The 24,054-nt window shown below is 60.2% G+C and carries 21 protein-coding genes and 2 pseudogenes; 9 read left to right on the forward strand and 14 right to left on the reverse strand.

Annotated features, from left to right (window positions below; all coding sequences use genetic code 11):
• Window positions 1–162: 162 nt before the first annotated feature.
• Together PI91_RS01530 and PI91_RS01535 are read right to left on the reverse strand one after the other, a co-directional pair.
• Entirely contained in the window at window positions 163–1,284 is a 1,122-nt protein-coding gene (locus tag PI91_RS01530) for a cupin domain-containing protein (RefSeq protein WP_039265309.1), read from the reverse strand.
• 136 nt (window positions 1,285–1,420) lie between these two features.
• Window positions 1,421–2,029: pseudogene (locus tag PI91_RS01535) on the reverse strand (ATP-dependent Clp protease proteolytic subunit); the annotation flags it as partial.
• An 82-nt stretch (window positions 2,030–2,111) separates the two neighbouring features.
• On the opposite strand from PI91_RS01535, the gene PI91_RS01540 reads away from it, so the two are divergent.
• A complete protein-coding gene (locus tag PI91_RS01540; RefSeq protein WP_023293372.1) occupies window positions 2,112–2,498 on the forward strand; it encodes a VOC family protein in 387 nt (128 codons plus the stop codon).
• A 179-nt stretch (window positions 2,499–2,677) separates the two neighbouring features.
• Entirely contained in the window at window positions 2,678–3,295 is a 618-nt protein-coding gene (locus PI91_RS01545) for a response regulator transcription factor (RefSeq protein ID WP_039265310.1), read from the forward strand.
• A gap of 3 nt (window positions 3,296–3,298) precedes the next feature.
• Here the strand turns inward: PI91_RS01545 and PI91_RS01550 are convergent, their stop codons facing one another.
• The 5 genes from PI91_RS01550 to PI91_RS01570 all read right to left on the reverse strand — a co-directional run bounded on the left by PI91_RS01550 (window position 3,299) and on the right by PI91_RS01570 (window position 10,521).
• Window positions 3,299–8,881, reverse strand: a complete 5,583-nt coding sequence (locus tag PI91_RS01550) for an ATP-binding sensor histidine kinase (RefSeq protein WP_039265311.1) — start codon at window positions 8,879–8,881, stop codon at window positions 3,299–3,301.
• Window positions 8,882–8,890: 9 nt separating this feature from the next.
• On the reverse strand, window positions 8,891–9,271 hold the full coding sequence (locus PI91_RS01555) for a response regulator transcription factor (protein WP_008501346.1): 381 nt from the start codon (window positions 9,269–9,271) through the stop codon (window positions 8,891–8,893).
• Window positions 9,272–9,291: 20 nt separating this feature from the next.
• The gene (locus tag PI91_RS01560; RefSeq protein WP_008501347.1) at window positions 9,292–9,555 is read right to left on the reverse strand and encodes a XapX domain-containing protein; all 264 of its coding nucleotides are present in this window, start codon (window positions 9,553–9,555) and stop codon (window positions 9,292–9,294) included.
• A complete protein-coding gene (locus tag PI91_RS01565; protein ID WP_024909508.1) occupies window positions 9,552–9,773 on the reverse strand; it encodes a DUF1427 family protein in 222 nt (73 codons plus the stop codon). The genes PI91_RS01560 and PI91_RS01565 overlap by 4 nt, the downstream gene beginning before the upstream one ends.
• A 61-nt stretch (window positions 9,774–9,834) precedes the next feature.
• On the reverse strand, window positions 9,835–10,521 hold the full coding sequence (locus PI91_RS01570; RefSeq protein ID WP_008501349.1) for a hydrolase: 687 nt from the start codon (window positions 10,519–10,521) through the stop codon (window positions 9,835–9,837).
• 218 nt (window positions 10,522–10,739) lie between these two features.
• Between PI91_RS01570 and PI91_RS01575 the strand changes: the two genes are divergently transcribed.
• Genes PI91_RS01575 through PI91_RS01590 form a run of 4 tightly spaced genes read left to right on the forward strand, consistent with a single transcriptional unit; the run spans window position 10,740 to window position 15,486 of the window.
• On the forward strand, window positions 10,740–12,611 hold the full coding sequence (locus tag PI91_RS01575) for an amidohydrolase (protein ID WP_039265312.1): 1,872 nt from the start codon (window positions 10,740–10,742) through the stop codon (window positions 12,609–12,611).
• Window positions 12,611–13,018, forward strand: coding sequence for a DoxX family protein (locus tag PI91_RS01580; protein ID WP_025912067.1), 408 nt, complete (start codon window positions 12,611–12,613; stop codon window positions 13,016–13,018). Before PI91_RS01575 ends, PI91_RS01580 begins: the two co-directional genes overlap by 1 nt.
• Window positions 13,015–14,634 (forward strand): MFS transporter, encoded by a 1,620-nt coding sequence (locus PI91_RS01585; RefSeq protein WP_039265313.1) that lies wholly within the window; start codon window positions 13,015–13,017, stop codon window positions 14,632–14,634. The genes PI91_RS01580 and PI91_RS01585 overlap by 4 nt, the downstream gene beginning before the upstream one ends.
• A 30-nt stretch (window positions 14,635–14,664) precedes the next feature.
• A complete protein-coding gene (locus PI91_RS01590; protein WP_039265314.1) occupies window positions 14,665–15,486 on the forward strand; it encodes an alpha/beta fold hydrolase in 822 nt (273 codons plus the stop codon).
• A 41-nt stretch (window positions 15,487–15,527) separates the two neighbouring features.
• On the opposite strand, the gene PI91_RS01595 is transcribed toward PI91_RS01590, so the two are convergent.
• Both PI91_RS01595 and PI91_RS01600 read right to left on the reverse strand, forming a co-directional pair.
• Entirely contained in the window at window positions 15,528–16,922 is a 1,395-nt protein-coding gene (locus tag PI91_RS01595) for an MFS transporter (RefSeq protein WP_039265315.1), read from the reverse strand.
• 45 nt (window positions 16,923–16,967) lie between these two features.
• Window positions 16,968–18,056: a cellulase family glycosylhydrolase gene (locus tag PI91_RS01600; RefSeq protein ID WP_039265316.1), complete on the reverse strand. Its 1,089-nt coding sequence runs from the start codon at window positions 18,054–18,056 to the stop codon at window positions 16,968–16,970.
• 185 nt (window positions 18,057–18,241) lie between these two features.
• On the opposite strand from PI91_RS01600, the gene PI91_RS01605 reads away from it, so the two are divergent.
• The gene (locus PI91_RS01605; protein WP_039265317.1) at window positions 18,242–19,249 is read left to right on the forward strand and encodes a LacI family DNA-binding transcriptional regulator; all 1,008 of its coding nucleotides are present in this window, start codon (window positions 18,242–18,244) and stop codon (window positions 19,247–19,249) included.
• Here PI91_RS01605 and fosA read toward each other — a convergent pair.
• Window positions 19,235–19,660, reverse strand: coding sequence for a FosA/FosA2 family fosfomycin resistance glutathione transferase (gene fosA, locus PI91_RS01610; RefSeq protein WP_039265318.1), 426 nt, complete (start codon window positions 19,658–19,660; stop codon window positions 19,235–19,237). The two genes, PI91_RS01605 and fosA, sit on opposite strands and share 15 nt — an antisense overlap.
• A gap of 199 nt (window positions 19,661–19,859) precedes the next feature.
• Here fosA and trpS point away from each other — a divergent pair, with 199 nt between their 5' ends.
• Window positions 19,860–20,861 carry a tryptophan--tRNA ligase gene (trpS, locus tag PI91_RS01615; protein ID WP_039265319.1) on the forward strand — a complete coding sequence of 334 codons (1,002 nt, stop codon included), beginning with the start codon at window positions 19,860–19,862 and terminating at the stop codon, window positions 20,859–20,861.
• A 44-nt stretch (window positions 20,862–20,905) separates the two neighbouring features.
• Here trpS and PI91_RS25275 read toward each other — a convergent pair whose 3' ends face one another.
• The 4 genes from PI91_RS25275 to PI91_RS24375 all read right to left on the reverse strand — a co-directional run bounded on the left by PI91_RS25275 (window position 20,906) and on the right by PI91_RS24375 (window position 23,305).
• Window positions 20,906–21,361 carry a SymE family type I addiction module toxin gene (locus PI91_RS25275; RefSeq protein WP_084635668.1) on the reverse strand — a complete coding sequence of 152 codons (456 nt, stop codon included), beginning with the start codon at window positions 21,359–21,361 and terminating at the stop codon, window positions 20,906–20,908.
• Window positions 21,362–21,803: 442 nt separating this feature from the next.
• On the reverse strand, window positions 21,804–22,289 hold the full coding sequence (locus PI91_RS01625) for an Hcp family type VI secretion system effector (RefSeq protein WP_039265320.1): 486 nt from the start codon (window positions 22,287–22,289) through the stop codon (window positions 21,804–21,806).
• A gap of 1 nt (window position 22,290) precedes the next feature.
• The gene (locus tag PI91_RS01630) at window positions 22,291–22,809 is read right to left on the reverse strand and encodes a hypothetical protein (RefSeq protein WP_039265321.1); all 519 of its coding nucleotides are present in this window, start codon (window positions 22,807–22,809) and stop codon (window positions 22,291–22,293) included.
• Entirely contained in the window at window positions 22,790–23,305 is a 516-nt protein-coding gene (locus tag PI91_RS24375) for a DUF2778 domain-containing protein (protein ID WP_071580400.1), read from the reverse strand. Before PI91_RS24375 ends, PI91_RS01630 begins: the two co-directional genes overlap by 20 nt.
• Window positions 23,306–23,607: 302 nt before the next feature.
• On the opposite strand from PI91_RS24375, the pseudogene PI91_RS26585 reads away from it, so the two are divergent.
• Window positions 23,608–23,915: pseudogene (locus PI91_RS26585) on the forward strand (transposase); the annotation flags it as partial.
• Between the last annotated feature and the right edge of the window lie 139 nt (window positions 23,916–24,054).

The following is a 24,054-nucleotide window of genomic DNA, read 5'->3' on the forward strand; positions in this document are numbered from 1 at the left end:
CCTGATAGGTGTTAACGGCATTTGCAGAAAAAACTGCAATGAATACCCTTCTCTTTTTAGGTAGTACAAGAATAACCGCAGGTAATGACAGAACATGTCAGCGGAAAGCAGAAAAAAACGGCCTTAACCCGAAAGCTAAGGCCGTATTGACGGTAAACGTCATTACTCGTCGAAGTACCAGTATCCCTGGTTAATCAGCCCGGTGAGCTCTTCTACAAACGCCGGGTTATTCAGCGCATCGCCCAGCTCGGCCTGGCCGAGTTCGGTGTAGCGGCACAGCGCATCCGCCGCCTTCGCGTCTACCGTCTCCAGCTGTTCGCTGTTGATGAAGAAGCTGCCGTTAACGTTCAGCACGCGCAGCCCGCTCAGGCGAGACAGCGTTTCGCCGCCCTGCAGCGCATCCAGCACCTCATCCGGCGCGTACGGCGGCTCGGCGGCGGCGATATCAAGCTCGTGGCGCGGCGTGGAGACAAAGCTGCCGAACCATTTTGTGAAATCATCCGGCTTGCTAATCATGTCGATCATCATCTGACGAATGCGATCCAGCTCGTACTGCTCCACGCGGCCCGGGTGTTCGCGGCAGGTCAGATCCGGATCGCTGTAGTGCTCGCCGCCCAGATCGTTTTCCAGCGCGTAGTCGGCGAAGCTGCTGATCAGATCGCGACCGTTCGGCCCGCGGAAGCCGACGGAGTAGTTGAGCGCCGTTTCATGGGTAAATCCGTCGTGCGGGAATCCAGGCGGGATGTAGAGGATATCGCCCGGAGCCAGATCTTCGTCAATAATCGGCTCGAACGGATCCACATGCAGCAGCGCCGGATGCGGGCAGAACTGACGCATCGGCAGCTTGTCGCCCACGCGCCAGCGGCGGCTGCCCATCCCCTGAATGATAAACACGTCGTACTGATCGATATGCGGACCCACGCCGCCGCCGGGCACGGAGAAGGAGATCATCAGATCGTCCAGACGCCAGTCCGGCAGAACGCGGAACGGACGCACCAGCTCCGCGGCGGGCATATGCCAGTGGTTCACCGCCTGCGCCAGTAGCGACCAGCCGGTTTCGCCCAGATCGTCGAAGTGCTCAAACGGGCCATTGCTGGCCTGCCATTTACCGTTGAAATGACTCACCAGACGGCTATCGACCTCCGGCTCCATCGCCAGCCCTGCCAGCTCGTCCGGGGTAATCGGATCGACAAAATTCGGGAAGGCATTTTTCAGCACAACGGGTTGTTTTTGCCAGTATTTCTCAAGAAATTCCGGCCAGTTCAGGTTCAGTTGATACGCCATGGGTAGCACCAGTGAGAGGGGAAACAGGCGCGATTATAGGTAAGAAAGCAGAGGGGGAACTTGTCATGGGTCAAACGAGGGCGTGTAGGTCGGGTAAGGCGTAGCCGCCACCCGACACGTACACGGCGGTAAAAACTTAGTCCAGCTTCAGCTCGTCATAATGGGTGATCAGCTTGCCCACGATGCCGTAGTCCAGCGCTTCCGCCGGGGACATCCAGAAGTTGCGGTCGGTGTCTTTTTTCACTTTTTCCAGCGGCTGGCCGGTGGCGTCAGCGATCAGCTTGTTCACGCGATCCAGCATGCGAATGATCTCGCGCGCTTCGATCTCAATATCCGTCGCCTGACCGCGCACGCCGCCCAGCGGCTGGTGGATCATAAAGCGGGTATTTGGCAGCGAGTAGCGGTGCTCTTTTTTCGCGGCCAGGAAGATGGTGATCCCGGCGCTCGCCACCCAGCCGGTGCCGATCACGTGCACTTCCGGGCGAATGAATTTGATGAAGTCGTGGATGGTGTCGCCCGCTTCCACATGGCCGCCCTGGCTGTTGATGTACAGCTTGATCGGATCGTTGCTGACGCTTTGCAGCAGGATCATCTGGGTGATCACTTTCTGCGCCAGCTCCTGGTTGATCTCACCGGAGATCACAATCGAACGGGACTCCAGCAGTTTTTGCTGCAGAGCGCCCGCGCCGTTTGACCCTTCCGCTTTATCCTTGTCGCTTTCTTTCAGTGTGTAGTGCATTGTCTTTTCCTCAGCTTGTCGCGCTCAAAACCAGAGTGTAGCCTGTTTTACCGGTGAAAGTCCTCACCGACACATCACGAGGGAACTTATGCATATTGCCCATGTTGCACTCTGGACCCGCAGCCTGAATGCCCAGGTTCAGTTCTGGGAAACGGTTTTTAATGGCCGCAGTAACGAACGCTACGTCAGTAAAAATCGTCCGGGGTTTGAATCACACTTTATTACGCTGGATGACGGTCCGACCATCGAGCTCATGACGCTGCCGGAGCTGCCCGACGCCCCGCTGCACCCGGAGTTTATCGGCTGGGCGCATATCGCCATCAACGTCGGCAGCAAGGCAAAAGTGGATAGCATGGCCGAGCGAGCCCAGGCCAACGGCACGCTGCTCAGCGCTCCGCGCCTGACCGGAGACGGCTTTTATGAGGCGGTGATCGCGGACCCGGACGGCAACCGCATTGAGCTTGTCGGTGCATAAAAACAGCGTTTCGTTCCTTCACCGCCCCCGCCTCGGCTCGCTATACTTCATACGGTTATCATATTGTTAAATGATAATGATAGTTAATGTGTTAAGATGAAAGGCAGCATAAACAGTCTCTTACGTCGCCGTAGTGACTGCTTGCATCCTCGACATGTCAATCAGCACCGGGGCGGTGAATGGAACACATTGTGTATGTGGTAGATGACGATGACGCCGTCAGACAGTCCGTGATCGGGCTGCTGGACTCGGCAGGCCTGAACGCCATCGGCTTTTCATCGGCAGAAGCGTTTCTGCAATACCGCTTTGAGGATCTGCCGTCGTGCGTGATCCTCGATATGCAAATGCCCGCCATTTCGGGTTTTGAGGTAGCAGACGCCCTCAAGGAAAGCGGGCGCGAAATCCCGATTATTTTCCTCACCGGCCACGGCACCATCCCGATGTCGGTGCGCGCCATCAAAGGCGGCGCGTACGAATTCCTCACCAAGCCCGTCGAATCTAACGCGCTGATCGACGCCATCGAATCCGCACTGCACCTGGCGGAAAACAACGCCGTGCGCAATAAAGAGCACTACGCCCTGAAGCAGCGCCACATGTCCCTCACGCCGCGCGAGCACGAGGTGCTGACGCTGGCGATAAGCGGCATGCTGAACAAGCAAATTGCCGCCGAGCTGGGCGTCAGCGAGATCACGGTGAAGGTGCACCGCCGCCGCGTGATGGAGAAAATGCAGGTGCGCTCCGTGGCCGAGCTGGTCAGGGCCGTTGAGCGCCTGACCAAAAGCCAGCCCGCGGAGTAATGTTTACGCTTCCTGCGCGGCCTGCGGCAGCGCAAACGCAAATACCGTGCCGTGCGGCTCCCGGCGGCGCGCGCTTAGCTTTCCGCAGTGGCGCTCGATAATGCTGGCGCTGATGGTCAGCCCCATCCCCATTCCCTGCGGCTTGGTGGAATAGAACGAGTCAAAAATCTGCTCCAGCCGCTCGGGCTCAATGCCGCTGCCGGTGTCGGCGATCTCAACGATCACCTTCCCGTCCGCGTTGCTGGTGCTGAGGGTGATGGTGCTGGCGCGCTCCTTCACCTCGGCCATCGCCTCAACCGCATTCATCACCAGATTCAACAGCACCTGCTGGATCTGCACGCTATCGCCGGTGATAAAGCTGTCGCTGGCGTTCAACAGATAATCAACGCTTATGTGTCGCTGCTCCAGCTCGCTGCGCGAAAGCGTGATGATATGGTGGATCAGGGAGTGCATGTCGATGCGCGAGAAGGTGGGATCCTGCTTGCGCGTCAGGGACTGAATGCTGCGAATGATCTCCCCCGCCCGCGCGCCTTCGGCGGCGATCTCCTCCAGCCCTTCCCGCACTTTATCCAGCCGGGCGGGCTCGCGGTTGAGCCAGCGCAGGCTCGCTCCGGCGTTCGAGACGATCGACATCAGCGGCTGGTTGATCTCATGGGCGATGGAGGAGGTCAGCTGTCCGACGGTGGTGGCCCGGGACACCCGCGCCAGATCCGCCTGCGCCACCCGCATGGCATCCTCCGCGGCGCGCTGGCTGGTGATATCGGTGATGATGCCGTAATACTCGTTCACCTCGCTGCCCACGCCCACCGGATCGCCAATGCCGAGGATGTAGCGCGTTGAGCCGTCGGGACGCTTAACGCGAAACTCCGCGCGCATCGAGAGCCCGTCGCGCACGCTTTGGGTAACGATGGCGCTGATGCGGGCGTAATCGTCCTCATGGACGAAGGTCAAAAACTCCGCCATGGAGATCGTCTTTTGCTGCTCGGGCAGGCCGAGAATGCGGGCGTACTCGTCCGAGACAAACATCAGATCCTGCTCCAACTCCCAGCGCCAGCTGCCGGTGTGGCTGATCTGCTCACCCAGCATCAGCGAGGTCTGGCTGGCGCGCAGCTCTTTCTCCACCCGGCGGCGCTGGATGTTCTCCGCCAGCAGCTCGGCGTACAGCCGCGCGGTCTCCAGGGAGACCGCCGCCTGCGCGCCCAGCAGGCTGACCACGCGCGAGTGTTCGGCGGTAAACACTTCCGGCATCAGGCGGTTTTCCAGGTACAGCACGCCCACCAGCCGCGCCTGTTTGAACATCGGGACGCACATCACCGCCGCCCCCGAGGTCACCAGATAGGGGTCCTGGCTGAAGGGGTGAAACTCCTCCGGCCTGCCGGTGCGGATCTCCTGCCCGGTGCGGATCACCGCCGCGAGCACCGACAGCGGCAGGTCGGTCGCCGTCGGCACGTCTTTCAGGATCCGCACCCGCACGCCGTCGGTGCTGGTCCAGGCGCTGGCCTCGATCTCCGGAATCAGGCTATCGCTCACGCGAAGCAGCAGGCCGCGCTGCGCCCCGGCGCGTTCGAGGAGGATCGTCATCAGGTTTTCGATTAAGCGCTCAAGGTTGATCTCTTCCGACAGCGCGCGGGAGGCTTTGATCACGCTCTGCAGATCGCGGATGGTCTCGTTCTGGGCGAACGCTACCGTGTCATAGGCGCTCGCCTGCCCGGAGGCCAGCAGGTGCGGGAAATCCTGCTCCAGCTGGCGCACCTTGGCCTGCGCGCCCGCGCGGCCCCAGGCGGAGATGGCCCCGCGGAAGTGTGCGTCCGAGGCGGTTGGATAGCCGCAGGCCAGCGCAAAGCGGCCCGCCAGCTCGTGGGCCAGGGCGTTAATCGGATTAAACCCGCCCTCGCGGGAGAGCCGGACCGCCTTCTCGTACTGCTCAAGCGCGATGCTGTTCATCCCGTCCAGACGCACGATTTCGGCGTAGATCAGCGCCTCTTTATCCGCGAACGTGCCGGGATTAATGCGCGCCCAGAGGGCGATTTTGTCGTAGTGGGCGTGAATGCTGCGGCGGTGGTTCGCCGAGAAGGTCTCCGGCGTCAGCTGACGCGAAAGCGCCAGCGCGCTGTAGAGATGGTAATCCAGCAGATGGATGTGCCCCGGCGCGGACCACGCGTACCACCCCGCCATCTCCAGATCCGCCTGCGCGTCGGCGTACTCGCCGCAGGTAAAGTGCGCCATGCCGCGATAGAGCCAGTACCAGAACAGCATGGTGGAGGTCTGCTCCGGGGCCTGCTCCGGCGACGCGGGAAGCAGCGCCTCGGGCAAGACCTGCGACGCGGTCCAGGTGCCGATGACCGGCGTGCGCAGGAACTCAACGTAGCCGCGCTGCACCATCAAAATGCTTTCCACGTCCTGGAAGTGGGTTTTACGCACGAACGCCAGGCCGCGATCGATGCTGGTCAGCACCCCGTCCAGGTGATCGCCCCGCGAGAGGAAGTTGATCACCTGGTGGCAGGCCGCAAAGCAGGCCATCGTCATATCCCCGTGGGTGACCGCCGCGCTGAAGCAGGCTTTCGCGCACTCGATGGTGAACGACAAAGGCTGGGTCCAGACGCTGAGCTGGTCGAGCGGCAGCAGGGTCTTGGCTTCAAAGGCATCGTAGCCGTGGCGGGTCACCAGCTCGCGGGCCAGCGTGCCGTACTGAAACCCGAGGCGATACTCGGCGTAGCGGTGACCCATCAGCACGCCAAACCAGGCCATCGCCGTGGTGGAGGCGCCGGTGATGCCGTGATCGAGGGTCAGGTGCATCATGCGGCAGAGCAGTAAAAAGTGCAGGCGCGGGCAGATGAAGCTGGCGCAAATGCTGGCGCTGTAGAGCAGGTTCATCACCGCTTCCGTTTCCGGGTTCTCCATCCGCGAGAGCGGGGCAAAGAGATGTTGCGGCGCGTCATTTGCGCGGTTGCAAAAGCGTTCCCAGGCCTCGTCGCAGTCGGCATCTTCCGGATAGCGGCCAATCTGGATGCCAAACACCCCCAGCCAGCAGAGCGCCGCCTCCAGCGCCAGACGGCTGTCCGACTGGCGAATGTAGACTTCCACCAGCAGGTTGGCCGCCAGCGCTTTTTCGGTCAGCCCGCCGGGGCAGCCGAGGATGGCGTCACACAGCTCGCGGGTCCGCTCCAGGTGCCCCAGCGCAAACTCGCAGCCCGCCTCTTCGATATCGAGCATAAAGTCCGACACCGTCCCGGCGTTGCCCAGCGCTCTGGCGGTCTGGATATAGCTCAGCGCCGAAAGATAATCTCCCGAACGCTTCGCGCGTCGCGCGGCCAGCAGGCTCAGCTCGCGGAACCGCTGGCGCTGCGGGGCGGGCTGGATGCTGTCCAGTGCGGCCGTGACGTGATGTACGGCGCGGAACAGCAGCTCATTCCCCGCCGCCTGGCGCGCGGCGTCGGCCAGCAGGCTGGCGGTGGTCAGGTGAAGATGGCTTTTCTCATGCCGATCCAGCAGCGCAAAGGCGGCCTCCTGCACCCGGTCGTGGGTGAAGGAGTACGCTTTCTCCGTCAGCACGATAAGCTGCGCCATCACCGCCGGGTGCAGCGCATAGCGCATTTCCGCCATCGACATGCCGACCACGCGGCACATCATCTCCATCTCGCCCGTGCCGCCGAGACAGGCGATGCTGCCCAGCAGGCGGCGCGTCTCGTCGGGCAGTTCTTCGAGCTGCTCCAGCACCAGGGTGACCACGTTTTCGGTGTAATGCCGGGCGCGGATCGCCTGCAAATCGTAATGCCATTTGTCCTGGTATTTGTTATGCACCACCAGCCCGTCGTCGACGATGCGGCGGAAAAATTCATGCACAAAAAGCGGGTTGCCGCCCGTTTTCTCGTGGATCAGGGTGGCAAGGTCGGTCGTCGCCGCGCTGCGGGTGCGAAACACCGTTGCCAGCCAGCGCGCCACGGCTTTAACCGAGAGTGCCTGCGGGACAATCTCGCTCGCGTGCTGTGCCACCTCCGGCAGGCTCGCCAGCTGCTGTTGCAGCGTGGGGTCGGACAACGAGCCGATATCGCGGTGAGCGACAACCACCAGCAGCGGGATGGCGCCGCAGTTCAACAGCAGCGCGTTGAGCGTTTGCAGGCTGGCGGCATCGCTCCACTGGAGATCGTCGAGCACCAGCACCAGCGGGCAGCCCTGCGAGGCAAAGGTTTTCACCAGCGCCAGCACCATATGGCTGAAGCGCGCCCGGGCATCAATGGAAAACGTATCCGCCGAGAAGCGCGGCTTGCTCTCAAGCAGCAGGCCCAGCTCGGGCACCAGGCTGACGGCCAGTTCTTCATAGCCTTCCAGGGCGCGCGAGAGGCGGATTTTCCACTTCGCCACCTCGTCTGCCGGCAGCCCCAGCAGGTGCAGCGTCAGGGTGCGGAACGCGGAGCTTAATACGCCGTAGGGCAGCGACGGTGAAAACTGATCGACTTTGCCCACCGCCAGCAGCACCGTGCGCTGCTGCAGCGTTTTAAGCGCCGTCGCAATGATCGAGGATTTGCCGATCCCCGACGGCCCGCCGATGGTCACCAGCTCCGGCACGCGGTTCTGCCCCACCCGCTCAAACGCGGCAATGACGTCGTTCGCCTGCGGATGGGTCGCGAACAGGGAGTCCGCCAGATGGATCGCCGGGGTACGGTCCTGCTGGCCGGGGGTAAAGGCGACGATGTCGCCCTCGCAGGTCAGCGTCGCCTGGCAGCGGCGGAGGTCGGCAATCAGCCCGTCGACCGTCTGGTAGCGGTTATCGGGGTGCTTTTCCAGCAGCTTCAGGATGATGGTCGACAGCATCCCCGGCACGTCCGGGCGTATCGCGTCCGGGGCCAGCGGCGCCGAGGCGATGTGGTAATGCGCCCAGTTGGTCTGGTCGTCCTCTCCCAGCTCAAACGGCAGGCGGCCGGTCAGGAGTTCATACAGCACCATGCCGAGGCTGTAGAGATCGCTGCGGTTATCCACGGGACGCTGGGTGCGGGAGGTGTGTTCCGGCGACATCCACGCAGGCGTACCGCCCGAAACGGCAAGCCGGGTCTGGGAGAAAGCATCGGAGAGCGTGCAGGAGAGGCCAAAGCTGCCCAGACGGCAGGTGGCATCGTGCTGAACAAAAATGCTGCCGGGCTTGATATCGCCGTGGATCAGGTTTTGCAGATGCATCTGGCGCAGAGGGACGCAGATCTGGATCGCCAGTTCGATAAAGCGCGCGATCCCCGAGATCGCCCTGCCCGCGCGCCGCGCCAGCAGCTCAAAGGAAAACGGGGCGTACACCAGCGCGAAGCGTCCCCGGTACTGGGTGGAGGCGACGGCGCGAATGGCCCAGCTGTCCTGCAGCATATCGCGCAGCGCAAACTCGTTTTTGAGCAGCCGGGTAGCCCGCTCTTCCTCTTCGTCGCTCACCGCGGTGGCGATAATGAACGAGCCGCCGGAATGAGGATGTCGCGCGTGCATCCAGGCGATTCCGCCCTCCTGCGCCAGCACGGTAAAAATCACATCCTCTTTAAGGACAAAAACCCGCCCCTGGTGAAGATTCCCCTGGGCGGGCCAGAATGCAGGCTGCTCGTTTTCGTTCATCCGCGATCCTTATTGTCGGCGGGCCAGCTCCCGCTGGATATGATCCAGCAGAATATCGATGTTAATGGGCTTACGCAAAAAAGCAGCGGCGCCCAGACCGAGAGCGTACCGCTGCATATTTTCATCAGCATGACCGGAGATAAAGAGCACGGGCGGCGGCGGTACGGCCAGCAGCCGCAGCTTGTCAAACAGCTCAAGGCCGCTCATGCCCCGCAGCTTGATATCGGTGATCACCAGCGCCGCGCCGGACAGGGCGAGCGGATGGCTCAGAAATACCTCTGCCGAATCAAACGTATCGGTCGAATAGCCTTCCGACTCCAGGAGATTACTCAACCCGCTGCGGACGGAACGTTCGTCATCAATGATGGCAATGCGCCACGGCAGCGTCATGCTGTTATTCCTCTAACCAGTCATTTAACGTCGCGGGTATCCTTCGCGGGCGCTGGGGGCGCCGTGCCGCTGATTTTCGGTACGCATTCGTGACGAAACCAGGCGAGGGTAAGCGGTTCGCGACTCAGTAAACGCCGTCCCACCGGGATGAGCTGTTCACCCACCAGCATGCCGAACAGGCCAAGCAGGGCGACAACCGGCGGCGCCGGGGAATGGACGTCGAGCAGAGCGTAAATTACCCCAGCACCCACGCCGCACACCAGCGAAATTATCCATGCTTTCATGATGACGCTCCCGTCTGCGATGCCGCCTGCGGAACGGTCACCTGAGGAGGAGGCGCGCCGTCGCGGGATAACAGATGGCGCGTCGCCTGTTCACCCGCCAGCATCCCCAGCAGGCCAATCAGCGCCAGCGCGGGCGGCGCGGGGGAGCGCACCTTCAGCACGGCATACATCAGGCCAATCAACACGCCTGCCGCAAGGGATATCAGCCCAGTACTCATCGTGAACTCCAGAGAAAGAGGCAGCGGCGAGCCGGATGAGGTACCAGCCCGCCGACGGGACTTAGCGAGCCGGAACCGGCGCTAAGGTGCGGTGCTCGCTCTTCTGGCGAGACGGCGCTTTGTGCACCATGGTGTAGGCGTAATCCACGCCCATGCCGTACGCGCCGGAGTGCTCGCGCACGATGTCCATCACCGCGGTGTAGGTCTCTTTACGCGCCCAGTCGCGCTGCCACTCCAGCATTACCTGCTGCCAGGTCACCGGGATCACGCCCGCCTGGATCATGCGCTGCATCGCGTAGTCGTGGGCTTCTTTGGAGGTGCCGCCGGACGCGTCCGCCACCATATAAATTTCGTAGTCACCTTCCAGCATCGCGCACAGGGCAAAGCTGTTGTTGCACACTTCGGTCCACAGACCGGCCACCACCACCTTCTTCTTGCCGTTGGCCTTCAGCGCGTCGCGCACCTTCTGGTCGTCCCAGGAGTTCATGGAGGTACGCTCCAGAATGTCCTGGCCCGGGAACACGTCCAGCAGCTCCGGATAGGTGTTGCCGGAGAAGCTTTCGGTCTCAACGGTGGTGATGATGGTCGGGATGTTAAACACCTTAGCCGCTTTCGCCAGCGCCACGGTGTTGTTTTTCAGCACCTGACGGTCAATCGACTGCACGCCAAACGCCATCTGTGGCTGGTGATCGATAAAGATGATCTGACAGTTCGCAGGGGTTAACACTTCGAGCTTTGAAGAGGTCATAGCATTTTCCAGTGGTTAAGGGTAGAAATCGCCGCGAGCGCCGCGACGATAAAGTCACCTTCATCCTGCGGTTTTCTCTCTCCGCGCGTAATTATCTCTTCGTATAGTTAACCTTAGGTATAGTTATACTTTGGTATACCTATCCTATTGTATAACTGGATCTTTGCCGAAACCGGTTCCCATAATCCTGACCATTCCCCTCTCAGTCAGGAGCAGTTATGGTTACCCTCGGTAAAGCCGATCTCATTCTGGTTAACGGCCAGTTTCACACCGTCGATCGCGAGAATCCCGTCGCGGAAGCCGTTGCCGTGCGCGACGGAAAATTTCTGGAAGTGGGTACCGTCGCCGAGGTGATGCAGCACCACGGCGACGGCACCAAAGTGGTCGATCTGAAAGGCCACACCGCCATCCCCGGCCTGAACGACTCGCACCTGCACCTGATTCGCGGCGGGCTGAACTACAACCTCGAGCTGCGCTGGGAAGGCGTGCCCTCCCTGGCCGACGCCCTGCGAATGCTGAAAGAGCAGGCGCTGCGCACCCCGTCGCCGCAGTGGGTGCGCGTAGTCGGCGGCTGGACCGAGTTCCAGTTTGCCGAGCGCCGCATGCCGACCCTGGACGAAATTAACGACGCCGCGCCGGATACCCCGGTCTTCATCCTGCACCTGTACGACCGCGCCCTGCTCAACCGCGCCGCGCTGAAGGTGGTCGGCTACACCAAAGACACGCCAAACCCGCCGGGCGGGGAGATCCAGCGCGACGCCAACGGCAACCCGACCGGGATGCTGATTGCCCGTCCGAACGCCATGATCCTCTACGCCACGCTGGCCAAAGGGCCGAAGCTGCCGCTGGAGCAGCAGGTCAACTCCACGCGTCAGTTCATGCGCGAGCTTAACCGTCTGGGGCTGACCAGCGCCATCGACGCGGGCGGCGGCTTCCAGAACTACCCGGAAGACTACGAGGTGATCGCCGAGCTGCACGCGAAAAAGCAGATGACCATCCGCATCGCCTACAACCTGTTTACCCAGCGCCCGGGCCACGAGCTGGAAGATTTTGAAAAATGGACCGACATGCTCACGCCGGGCCAGGGCAGCGACTTCTTCCGCCACAACGGCGCGGGCGAGATGCTGGTCTTCTCCGCCGCCGATTTTGAAGATTTCCTCGAGCCGCGCCCGGACCTTGCGCCGGGCATGGAGGACGAGCTGGAGCGCGTGGTGCGCCATCTGGTGGAGCACCGCTGGCCGTTCCGCCTGCACGCCACCTACAACGAGTCCATCAGCCGCATGCTGGACGTCTTCGAGAAGGTGAACCGCGACATTCCGTTCAACGGCCTTCACTGGTTCTTCGACCATGCGGAAACCGTCACCCAGGCCAACATCGACCGCATCAAAGCGCTCGGCGGCGGCATTGCCGTCCAGCACCGCATGGCCTTCCAGGGCGAGTATTTTGCCGAGCGCTACGGCATCGAAGCCACCCGCCACACGCCGCCAGTGGCGAAAATGCTGGAGACCGGCGTACCGGTGGGCTTAGGCACCGATGCCACCCGCGTGGCGAGCTACAACCCGTGGACCGCGCTCTACTGGCTGGTCTCCGGTCGTACCGTCGGCGGGATGCAGATGTACGATCACAGCGCCCGTCTGGACCGCGATACCGCCCTGATGCTCTGGACCCAGGGCAGCGCGTGGTTCTCCAGCGAGCAGAACCAGAAGGGGCAGATCAAGGTCGGCCAACTTGCCGATCTGGCCGTGCTGAGCAAAGACTACTTCCGCGTGCCGGAAGAGGAGATCAAGGGCATCGAGTCCGTCCTGACGGTGGTCAACGGCGATATCGTCTACGCCGCGGGCAGCTTTGGCCCGCTCGCGCCGCCGGCCATCCCGGTCCTGCCCGAGTGGTCCCCGGTGGTGAAGGTGCCGGGCCACTACCGCAGCGCGCCGCCGCAGGCCGCCCGCGTGGGCATGAGTGTGGCTCACCACTGCAGCGGCCCGTGCGGGGTTCACAGCCATCAGCACGATTTCGCCCGCACGTCAGCGATGCCGGTGTCCGACGATAACGCTTTCTGGGGGGCGCTGGGCTGCAGCTGCTTTGCATTCTGATGAAAAACACCACTATGCCGCCCCGGGTCGACCTGGGGCTGTTCTTCCTGCGCCTGACCGGCAGCCTGCTGCTGCTCTACGTGCACGGCCTGCCGAAGGTGCTGCACTTCAGCGAAGAGCTGACGCGCATTGAAGATCCGTTCGGCTTCGGGCCTTACGCCAGCCTGATCCCGGCGATTGTTGCCGAGGTGGTTTGCCCACTGTTGATCATTGCGGGCGTCTACACCCGCCTGGCGTGCCTGCCGATTATCGCCGTGCTGCTGGTGGCGATGCTGGCGGTCCACCCGAACTGGTCGATTGCCGAAGGGCAGTTTGGCTGGCTGCTGCTGATTATCTTCACCACCCTTGCCCTCACCGGGCCGGGCCAGTGGCGGCTGCAGCGTAAGGCAGCGGAGAGGTTCGCATGACCCAGGTTAACGACGTTCGCGACGCACACGTCGAGACGACGCCCGCACCGACGGTTTCGCCGTGGCAGCCGCTGAGACAGCCGGTGTTCCGCATGCTGTGGATCGCCACGGTGGTCTCTAACGTCGGCTCATGGATGAGCGACGTCGGCATCAACTGGAGCATGCTGACCCTGAGCGCCGATCCGCTGGATATCGCGCTGGTACAGGCGGCCAGCAGCCTGCCGATGTTCCTCTTCGCCCTGCCGTCCGGGGTGATGGCGGACATCGTCGACCGACGTAAATACCTGCTCTTCTCTCAATTATGGGTGTTCATCACCGCCGCCGTGCTGACGGTGCTCTCCTTCACCGGACACGTCACCCCCGCCGTGCTGCTGGTGGCGACGTTTCTGCTGAGCGTGGGCGCGGCGATGAGCTCGCCGCCGTTCCAGGCCGTGGTGCCCGATCTGGTGAGCAAGACGGAGCTGGGCGCCGCCGTGGCACTGAACTCGCTCGGGGTGAACATCAGCCGGGCGATTGGCCCCGCGCTGGGCGGTTTTCTGCTTTCGCTCGCCGGGCCGTGGATGGTGTTTGCCCTGAACGCGCTGTCCGTGGTCGGCGTGGCGTGGGTGCTGTGGCGCTGGCGTCCGGCGCCGTCCGTGCAGCGTCTGCCGCCGGAGCACTTCTTCTCCGCGGTGCGCTCCGGTATTCGCTACGTGCACGCCGCCCCGGTGCTGCGCAACGTACTGGTACGCACCGTGGCCTTCTTCGTTTTCGGCAGCGCGGGCTGGGCGCTGCTGCCGCTGGTGGCGCGCCGCGAGCTGGGCTTAGGCCCGGCGGGCTACGGCGTGATGCTGGCGTGCATTGGCCTGGGCGCCATTGCCGGGGCCATCCTGCTGCCGCGCCTGCGCCAGCGGCTGAACGCCGACCGGCTGATGGTGGCCGCCAGCCTGGTCTTTGCCCTCACCATGCTGGCGCTGGCGTTTGTGCGCCACGTCTGGCTGCTCAACCTGTTTGAGTTCTTCACCGGCTTCGCGTGGATTGCGGTGCTCTCTACCCTCAATCTCGGCGCCCAGCGCAGCGCCGCCCGCTGGGTGAAAGCCCGCGCGCTGGCGGTTTATCTGACGGTGTTCTTCGGCTCGATGACCGCCGGCAGCGCCCTCTGGGGACAGATCGCGTCGCAGTTTGGCACCCCGACCTCGCTGGTGGTCGCCACGCTGGGGATGGTGCTGGCGAGCGCGACGGTGTTCCGCTGGAAGCTGGAGAAAGATCCGGACCTGAACCTCGACCTGAGCGGCCAGCCGCTGGACGGCGTGGAGATCGACCTGCCGAACGAGCGCGGCCCGGTGCTGGTCTCGCACGAGTACATCATTGACCCGCACAACGCGAAAGCGTTTTTGCAGGCGGTTCACGAGCTGCGCCGGGTACGCCGCCGCGCCGGGGCGATGAGCTGGGCGGTGTACGAGGATATCGAGCGTCCCGGCCTGTTTATCGAGACCTTCCTGATGGGCTCCTGGATTGAGCATCTGCGCCAGCAGGAGCGCCACACCATGAATGACCTCCTGCTGCAGAGCCGCGTTCTGGCTTTTCATCAGGGCACAACATCACCGGCTATTCGCTATCTGGTCGCGCCGGTATAACCATAACCATCACCTGCACAGGAACACACTATGGCAACGTTTAAGGCAAAAGACGGCACGCAGATTTACTACAAAGAAGGCGGCGCGGGCAAACCGGTTCTCTTCAGCCACGGCTGGCCGCTGGACGGCGACATGTGGGACAGCCAGCTGAACTACCTGGCCGAGCGCGGCTTCCGCGCCATCGCCTTTGACCGCCGCGGCTTTGGCCGCTCGGATCAGCCGTGGAACGGCTACGACTACGACACCTTTGCGTCCGACATCAACGACCTGATCACCACCCTGGATCTCCAGGACGTGACGCTGGTGGGCTTCTCCATGGGCGGCGGCGACGTGACCCGCTACATCAACAACTACGGCAGCGCGCGCGTGGCCGGTCTGGCGCTGCTGGGCGCGGTTACGCCGATCTTCGGCAAATCAGACACCTTCCCACAGGGTGTGGATCAGAGCGTGTTCGACGGCATTCGCGACGGACTGCGTAAAGATCGCGCCCAGTTCATCAGCGACTTCGCCACCCCGTTCTACGGCACCAACGCCGGGCAGACCGTTTCCGCCGGTGCCCTGACCCAGACGCTGAACATCGCCCTGCTGGCGTCCCTGAAGGGCACCATCGACTGCGTGACCGCGTTCGGCGAAACCGACTTCCGCCCGGATATGGCGAAAATCGACGTGCCGACGCTGGTTATTCACGGCAGTAACGACCAGATCGTGCCGTTTGAAAGCACCGGCAAGCTGGCGGCAGAGATGATCAAAAACGCCACGCTGAAGGTGTACGACAACGCGCCGCACGGTTTCGCGCTGACCCACCAGGATCAGCTCAACGAAGATCTGCTGGCGTTTGTGAAGTCGCTTTAACTCTTTAAATGCGAAGCCTGATGGCGCTTCGCTTATCAGGCCTACAAGGGCTGGTCCTGTAGGCCGGGTAAGGCGCAGCCGCCACCCGGCGCTTTCGCAGACGCGTTCCGCTCCGCCAGCAGCCGACAAATCTCCGCGTGCTTCTCTTCGGTAAAGGTAAAGCGCGACATAAAGCCCATGCGGATCAGCGACCCAATCGCCGGCAGCAGACAAATCCCGAAGAACAGCCCCGACAGCACGCCTTGGCTCTGAATTTGCGCCTGCGGCACGTAGCCGATCATCGTCAGAAACACGCCGATTAACCCACCGCCCACTGCCACCGACATCTTGCCGGTAAAGGTCTGCCCGGAGAAGGTGATCGCCGCGCAGCGCTTGTGAGTGTGGTACTCCGCGTACTCAATGGTGTCGGCAATCATCGACGAGGTGAGGATGTTGGTCATCATCACGAACAGCGTGCTCAGGCCAAGCAGAATGAACAGCATCGTCACCTGCTGATACCCGACAAACCACATCACCACGCGCACCGCCACGTCCAGCCCGCAGAGGATCATAAACAGCTTCCGCTTCTGCATTCGGCGCGTCAGCATCGGCGCGACCAGGCACAGCACCGCCGCCACGATCCCCATCACGCCAATCGCCATCTGCAGGCTGCCGTCGCCCAGGTTGTTGATAAAGAAGTAGATATACAGCCCGCCCGCCACGTTGTGGAACACACAGAAGAAGAACGACAGCAGGACGATAAACAGCGGCTTGTTCTGGCGCAGGTTGTGGAAGGTGTCGCGGATGGTCACCTTTTCCGGGCTCGGCGGCACGCGCTCTTTGATCTGCATAAAGCCGTTAAGCATCAGCGGCAGGCCCACCAGCATCATCACCAGCGCCGCCATAAAGTAGCCTTTATCGTTGCTGTACTGGGCGAAGAACGCCGCCAGCTTCGGGAAGAAGATGTTGGCGCAGGCAATCCCGGCGTTCACCCCGAGCATCGCCGCCGTCACCGCGCGGGTACGCTGCCCGGAGTCGTTGGTCATCACCGACGACATCGACCAGAACGGGATATCGGAGATGGCGTACAGCGTTCCCCACAGGATGTACGTCACCCCGGCGTAGAGGATTTTGGTGGTCATGTCCGCTTCGATTTTATAGAACGACAGCAGCGTGACGCCGGTGATCAGCAGCGGCGCAATCAGCAAAAAGTGGCGAAACTTGCCGAACCGGCTGTTAATGGTGTCCATTATGCTGGCAAACAGCGGATCGTGAACTGCGTCCCATGCACGGGCAATCAGGAAGATGGTGCTCGCCGCCAGCGCCGAGATCCCCAGCACGTCGGTGTAAAAATAGTTAATAAACGAACCCACTAAACCAAAGCTAAAACACTGACCTAAACCATAGCCAAAATAAGACCACAACTCGCGAGACGGTATTTTCATTGTCGTTGCCATAGTGCGTACCTGGTTGCCCGGCGACAGCGCGCCGGGTCGTTATTATTAGCCCTGCGGATCCGGGGCGATTTTGCGCAGCTTCTTCATCAGCGCGATTTCAGCGCGTGAAAACGGGATACCGTTCTCCTCGAACACGTCGTGGAACCAGAGGCGGCAGTAGTCCGTGGACTCCTTCATCACCACCGGCCACGGCAGCCAGGTCTGGGTTTTACCGCGCACCAGCCCCCACTGATACGGCGCGACCTTTGCCATGTACATCAGCGGGAGCTGCTCTTCGATGGTGCCGCCCACGTGACGCGCCAGCCATTCGGTGCAGAAGATTGGGCGGCCCAGCGCCTGAAGTTGCTGGATAATCGCCGTCATGCGCCCGGTATTGGTGTAGGCGTGATAGCTCACCACGTCCGAGAGCGCCAGCGCGGTCTGGTCCAGCGGATGCTGGAAGAACGTCTCGCCCTCCTCTTCCGGCGGCAGGCGCCAGGCGCAGACGGTGAGCGGCTGGGTTGGGTCTTCTTCACGCACCCACTGGAATGCGAGCTTCATCAGCGCGTGGGCGCAGGTCTCCAGCTTCGCGTCGTACTGCACCTCCTGCGTGCCGGTCGCGAAAATGCCGCGGTTGCCCGGCTCGTTATACAGATCCCAGAGCAGCACGCGCTTATCCTCGCGGAACTGGCGCACAACGTCGCGGATATAGCGCTCTATCTGTGGCCAGCAGTCTCTATCGCACACCTTGTCGCGCCCCGGGCTCGCCGCCGCCTGGCTGTTGTGTTTGCCCGGCACTGGCGGCTTTTGCGGGCCGAGGTACGGTTCGTCGCCGGAGAAGCCGCAGTCGTCCATCAGGGTCAGCATGGTGCTGAAGCCGTGACCGTCGGCAATCGTCAAAAAGCGGTCGATGCGCGCCATCAGCCCGTCGCGGTCATGCTCCCAGACGATAAACGGCAGGTTGATGCGCAGGGTGTTATAGCCCGCCTCCGCCGCCCAGCCCAGCTCGCGCTCGATGGTTTCGGCATCGAAGGTCTCTGCCTGCCAGATATCGGTCCAGTTCACCGCCGTCGACGGCAGATAGTTAAACCCGCACAGCCAGCCTTTTTGCTGATACCACGCCTGTGCCTGCTCCCTGCTCCACTGCTCTTTCATTACGCGTCCTCTCACTGATAATGTTTAGCTAATAAATATTAGTTGCAGGATAAATGCGCAAATCACGGCGTTGAGAAAAGCGATGCCCCTCACAAAGTTCACGCTTCGATGATTGAGAAACGTGATCGACGGCGCTAAAGCGTGCGGTTAGGGTATGATGCGAATTCGCGAAAGGGAGAGGACGGATGAAGCGAAAAACGAAAGTGACGATGAACGATATTGCGCGGGCGGCAGGGGTGTCGCAGGCGACGGTATCGCTGGTGCTTAACCAGTCCCGCAACATCAAGCTCAGCGACGACACCCGCCAGCGGGTGATCAACGTCGCTACCGAGCTCGGCTACGACCGCCTCCCCGCCGTACACGCCCCGCGCAACCAGGAAGAGATCGCCCTGCTGGTGAGCTCCATGCAGAGCTTTGACCCGTTTATCGACGCCATCAGCCAGGCGCGGGAAGCGGCGTGGCGCAACGAGACCCTGCTCACCGTCTACGACTACGGCGACGACATCGAGCTGGCGCTGAACATCATCCGCCAGCTGGAGAAGCGCAACTGCATCGGGATTATTCTCGCGTCTCCGGTCACCACGCTGGTGGACATGACGGCCTTCCAGGACTGCACCCGCATCCCGCTGGTGCTGCTTAACCAGCGCGACCCCGGCTCGCCGCTGCTGCCGTCGTTTATCCCGGACGACTACGCCAACGCTTTCCAGGTGACTAAACACCTCATCGCCTGCGGGGGGACGCGCATCGCTCACATCACCGGCGAGAGCTGGATGGAGGCCTCGCGCCAGCGTCTGGCGGGCTACCGGGCGGCACTACAGCAGGCCGGACTCGCGTGCGACGACGGTCTGGTGCGCCAGACCAACTGGCAGTTCAGCGAGTCCTTTACCGCCACCACCTCCCTGCTGGAACTGCCCGAGCGCCCGGACGCCATCTTCTGCGCCAGCGACTGGCTGGCGATTGGCTGCTATCAGGCGCTGGCGGTGAACGGCGTGCGCATCCCGCAGGACATGCTGCTGGCGGGCTACGACGACCAGAAGATCTCCGAGCAGCTCACCCCGCCGCTGACCAGTATTCAGCTGCCCTACAGCGAGCTGGGACGGCTGGCGGTGGAGTACCTGTGCAATCAGGAAGATGCCGCCACGCACGTGACGCTGGCGGGCAGGCTGAAAGTGCGCGCCTCAAGCCTCGTCTGAGGTAAACACCATGCCCGCATAGGGCTTCTCGCGACACGCCGCCAGCCGCGCGGCGAGGCTGCCCACGTGCAGCTCCAGCTTGTGCCCGTCCGGGTCGAGAAAATAGAACGACGCCCCCGCGCTTTTGTTCTGCTTCCAGACGGTGACGCCCGCCTGCTCCAGCCTGTGCGAGAACGGTTCAAAATCCTCTTCCGCCACGGTAAACGCGTAGTGGGTGTAGTCGTTCTCCTGCGGCGGCACGTACCGGCGCGCTTCGTCGTACGACAGGCAGACCCACAGATCGCCGCAGGTGAGATAGGCCCCGGTATTCCAGCGGGCGTGCAGCGCAAGCCCCAGCAGCTCGTGCCAGAAGGTGACGCTTTTTTGCAGGTCGCTGACCGCGAGGGTCAGGTGGTTGAGTGATTGCAGCATGACGTGCCCTTTTGTTTTTCGCGCCGGACGTGGTACGGTAAAGAGATGAACATAAACCACGCCGTGCTCACCGTAAACCGCTGGTGGCTGCCTTTTTAAAGGCGGCACGGAGTAGTTTTCCCCATTTTCAGATAGCCGCCGAAAGGCGGCTTTCACATTTCTAAGACCCCTTTCGGCAACTGCACATTAAGGAGTCTTTATGAACGCACCCACCATCCTCACCGGCGATCGCCCAACCGGCCCGCTGCACCTCGGCCACTTCATCGGATCGCTGCGCCAGCGCGTGGCGCTGCAGCAGACGCACAACCAGTTTGTGCTGATTGCCGACCTGCAGGGGCTGACCGACAACGGCAGCAACCCGCAGAAGATCCGCGACAACATTCCCGAAGTGCTGGCCGACTATCTCGCCGCCGGCATCGACCCGAACCTGACCACGATCTGCCTGCAGTCCGCCCTGCCCGCCCTCGCCGAGCTGACGATGCTGTATATGAACATCGTCACCGTCGCCCGCGTGGAGCGTAACCCGACAGTGAAGAACGAGATTGCGCAGAAGGGCTTCGCCCGCTCGCTGCCGGTCGGGTTTATGGCCTACCCCATCAGCCAGGCGGCGGACATCACCGCGTTTAAGGCCGAGTGCGTGCCCGTCGGCGACGACCAGCTGCCGATGATTGAGCAGACCAACGAGATTGTGCACAAGATGAACAGCCTGCTGCCCGCCCCGGTGCTGCGCCACTGTAAAGCGATGCTGAGCGACACCAGCCGCCTGCCCGGCATCGACGGCAGCGCCAAGATGTCGAAATCGCTGGGCAACACGCTGCACCTTTCGGCCAGCGAAGAGACCATCCATCGCGCGGTAAGCGCCATGTACACCGACTCGAATCACCTGAAGGTGAGCGACCCGGGGCAGATTGAGGGGAACGTGGTGTTTACCTACCTCGACGCGTTTCACCCGGACAAGGACAAAGTGGCGGCGATGAAGGCGCACTATCAGGCGGGCGGGCTGGGTGACCGGGCGTGCAAGAACGAGCTGGAGGCGTGCCTGCAGGAGCTGATTGCGCCGATGCGGGAGCGGAGGGCGATGTATATGCGGGATAAGGGGGAGTTGATGGCGATGCTGAAGCGCGGGACGGAGCGGGCGCAGGGGGTGACGCAGGGGACGTTGAGGGAGGTGAAGGTGGGGCTGGGGGTGCCGGTGTTTTAAAACACAGCTTAAATAATAATCCCGGCGCAAGGCCGGGATATTTATCAGGCGTTGCGCTTAATCACCGGAATATCACCGGTGTCATTTAACGCGCCCGGAAACGTTTTTAACCATTGTGCGACTTTCTGCTTATTTATATTCACCACGCTCATACCTTCCAGGCATCCCCATAATTCTCTTGTATGCTGTGGCGTAATCACAATGCAGTCTTTCATGGCGCGGATTTTCACGGGCATGCCGTTGATAAAGCCCGCACGGGCTAACCATTCACCGCCCAGAAGAAGGTATTTCATATCTATGCGGGCATAGAGTTCACAGCAGGCGGCACTGTCTTGCGGCGTTTCCGCACGAGGATGGACGGGCGCCGCGTTGGGCTGGTTGCCGTGTAAACGGCGGGCGCTGTTTTTGCGTACCAGCTCGCGGTTTTCAATCATGCCGGTGAAAGCGTCTGATTCTGTTTTGCAAACAGTAAACTCTGGCTTAAAATTCGTTGCAGCCATTTTCAACTCCCTATAAGTTGGTGGTGGTTAGCGGTATGAGGGTGTTGCAGCACCTTCATATCGCGAATTCTTCTTTAAATATTCTTTGATACTTCCTTTGCCGTTCGGCGTAATTCCTGGTGCTCATTATACAGGGCTGAATATAAATACAGCGGTTTGGTGTGGGGTAAATTTAGAATTTGCGAGGGGGATTCAGGAAAAGGGTTGGGTCAGGGAAATTACGCAGTGATGACTATCAGAATATAAGGTGAGCGCCCGCATGGACCTCAGAGCAACCATTCGCCGATCTGCGGGCTGGCAATGCGTCGTTTTATTATCAAGTTCGGTGACCGACTGAGCGATCACCTTTAATACGATGGCAGTTACACAGCATTACGGACAGGCTCCTTTGAGAGGATAAGCGTTAATAAAGAGGAGGCACTCAATGCCTCCTTGCGATTTATTACGCTCTTACGTTCCAATCGTCCGTATACTGGACATTACCATCAACATAACGCCAGGTGATTTTGTCATACATCAGGGAAACAGATTCCATGCGGTTGATCTGCGAGTTTCCTGCCATCTTAGCGTTTGGCATCCCTGGGTTAATGCCCGTCACTTTCACACCCTCAATGGTCATGACGAAGTAGCACTCTTCTTGTCCTGCATGGTTAATGCGATACCAGCGAATCTCCGCACTTTTCAACGTTTGACCGGTGGCAACGGCTTTGTATAGGTACGGGCTGGAGCTATCAAACTCCTTTTCAATCATCATCGGAGAATGTGAACGCTTGCCAGTAATCTTGCCGTTGGCACTGTCTACTGGAATGTTCAGACCATGACTAAAGCCAACAATCTCTATACTCCCCTCACGATCCTGAACGTCTACGGCTCCTTTAATGTCTGCGCCGCCATCGTCCTTAAGCCACATGTAAGCCGGAATAGGCATTTTACAAACTCCTTTTAGTTGTGATTTTCTTCGTGATGAACCAGTAGCAAACAATCGTTAAGAGCAACTGAAAGCCCACAATCGCCGCCATTGTGAAATTTGAAAACGTTTGATCCGGGAATAAAGACTTATAAGGCAGCAAGCGAAACAACGCCCAAAACAGGAAGGTAAACCCGAAGATTTTAGCTAACCGTCGCAATGTGGAACTGAACCACTCTCTGGGGATACCAGCTGGACTAACTTTGTGAGTCGCGCCACGGTACGCCGTGGTAATAGCGCTCATGACAGGTACGCTGATTAATGAATTGATTAAGATGCTAAAATAGCCGTCTAACGATTCCCAAACTTCTGAATCAGGTTCACCTAAAATGAAGCGGGTAAACTTGTCGGCGCTTTGGAAATCGAAAAGCTCCGTAATAGAATTAACTAATCCATCATACGGAACCATTTCAGCAACGATCAGCATAACAACAGCGAACAGCACTATCTTGATGAATAAACTAAGGGCATGTTTTGCCATTGGAGATCACCTCAATCGTGCCGTATGCCTGTAGCTTCCTCATGCAAGGAACATCTATTTTTTGGCTTCTCAACAGAGCATTACGCAACATGGCAAAATCAGAATCATGTGGGAGAGTGATACAACCTTCTGATAGTACGCCTGGATGCAAACGGAAATAGCCACGCTGAACGCTCTCAATCCATATGTAATCGTCGATCCCCCAATCATCACGCCATAATGCGAACCATTCAGAATGTTTGAACGTTGCACCATTGGCGAAGTGATTATAAATGTCTCTTCCCACTGTGTTTAGCTGTGACTTGAGTCCACCCTGAGGGCGGTCAACAATCCAGTATTTACCCGCTGGTACTGGCCCCTCTTTGGGGATCATTCCACATGCCCCACGATTACGGTAAGCACCATTACCAGAGAAAGCTAAAAACGTGCCTATACCAGGAAACGATAACGGGGAGTAGTACGCATCATTAATTACGAACTTTCCATGTAGAGCCATAGATAACCCTTTTATCTATAATGATTTGTTGGCTTATCGTACTCCTACGCAATCGGACATAAGAAGGTTTTATTCCGAGAGACCTCTGATTTTCAGACAATAGCCCGTTGGTGGTAAGACAACGTGTAAGGCCGTTAAGCGGTAACATCAGAGGTGTGTCAGGAAGCTAGGTTTATCAAGATGACCATGTACCCTCAGGGGCGAGACCGAACCGCTGGCAGTGTAAGTATCCCGGCAAAAATGAACCATTCACTTTTAGAGATCTTCCGAGATACTGATTATGTCCCTCTGAGGAGCTCGCCTTGCTTAAAGCCCGATTCACTGACCACCAGAACATTGCCGTTCTGAAGTCCGTCGAAGCCGGACGTGCCGTTAAGGATGTCTGCCGCGAAGCCTGTATCTTTGAAGCCAGCTATCTGACGGCACAATTTGCCATGAGTTTACGCTAGACCTGCAGGACGTTATCGCTGAGCAGGAGGATTTATTTTTACCAGCACCCGGGTGATGGACCGGTGATTCAGGCACTGACTGAGCTGGTAGAGCGCTATCCGCGCTACGGTTTTTGAAGTCGTTTCAACTGCTCAATACCTGGAACCCTAAACGCGTTCACCTGCTTTAGACTGAATATATGGTGTGGGGTAAATTTGAAATTTGCGAGGGGGATTCAGGAAATAATGTTATGTACGGTAAGGTCATGTTTTTGTAGATTGCGGGTTGATTGGTCTGGGTTTTGCGAGCATCATCGCAAT

The organism is Enterobacter sp. FB (assembly GCF_000805795.1).
GTDB lineage: Bacteria > Pseudomonadota > Gammaproteobacteria > Enterobacterales > Enterobacteriaceae > Enterobacter > Enterobacter roggenkampii.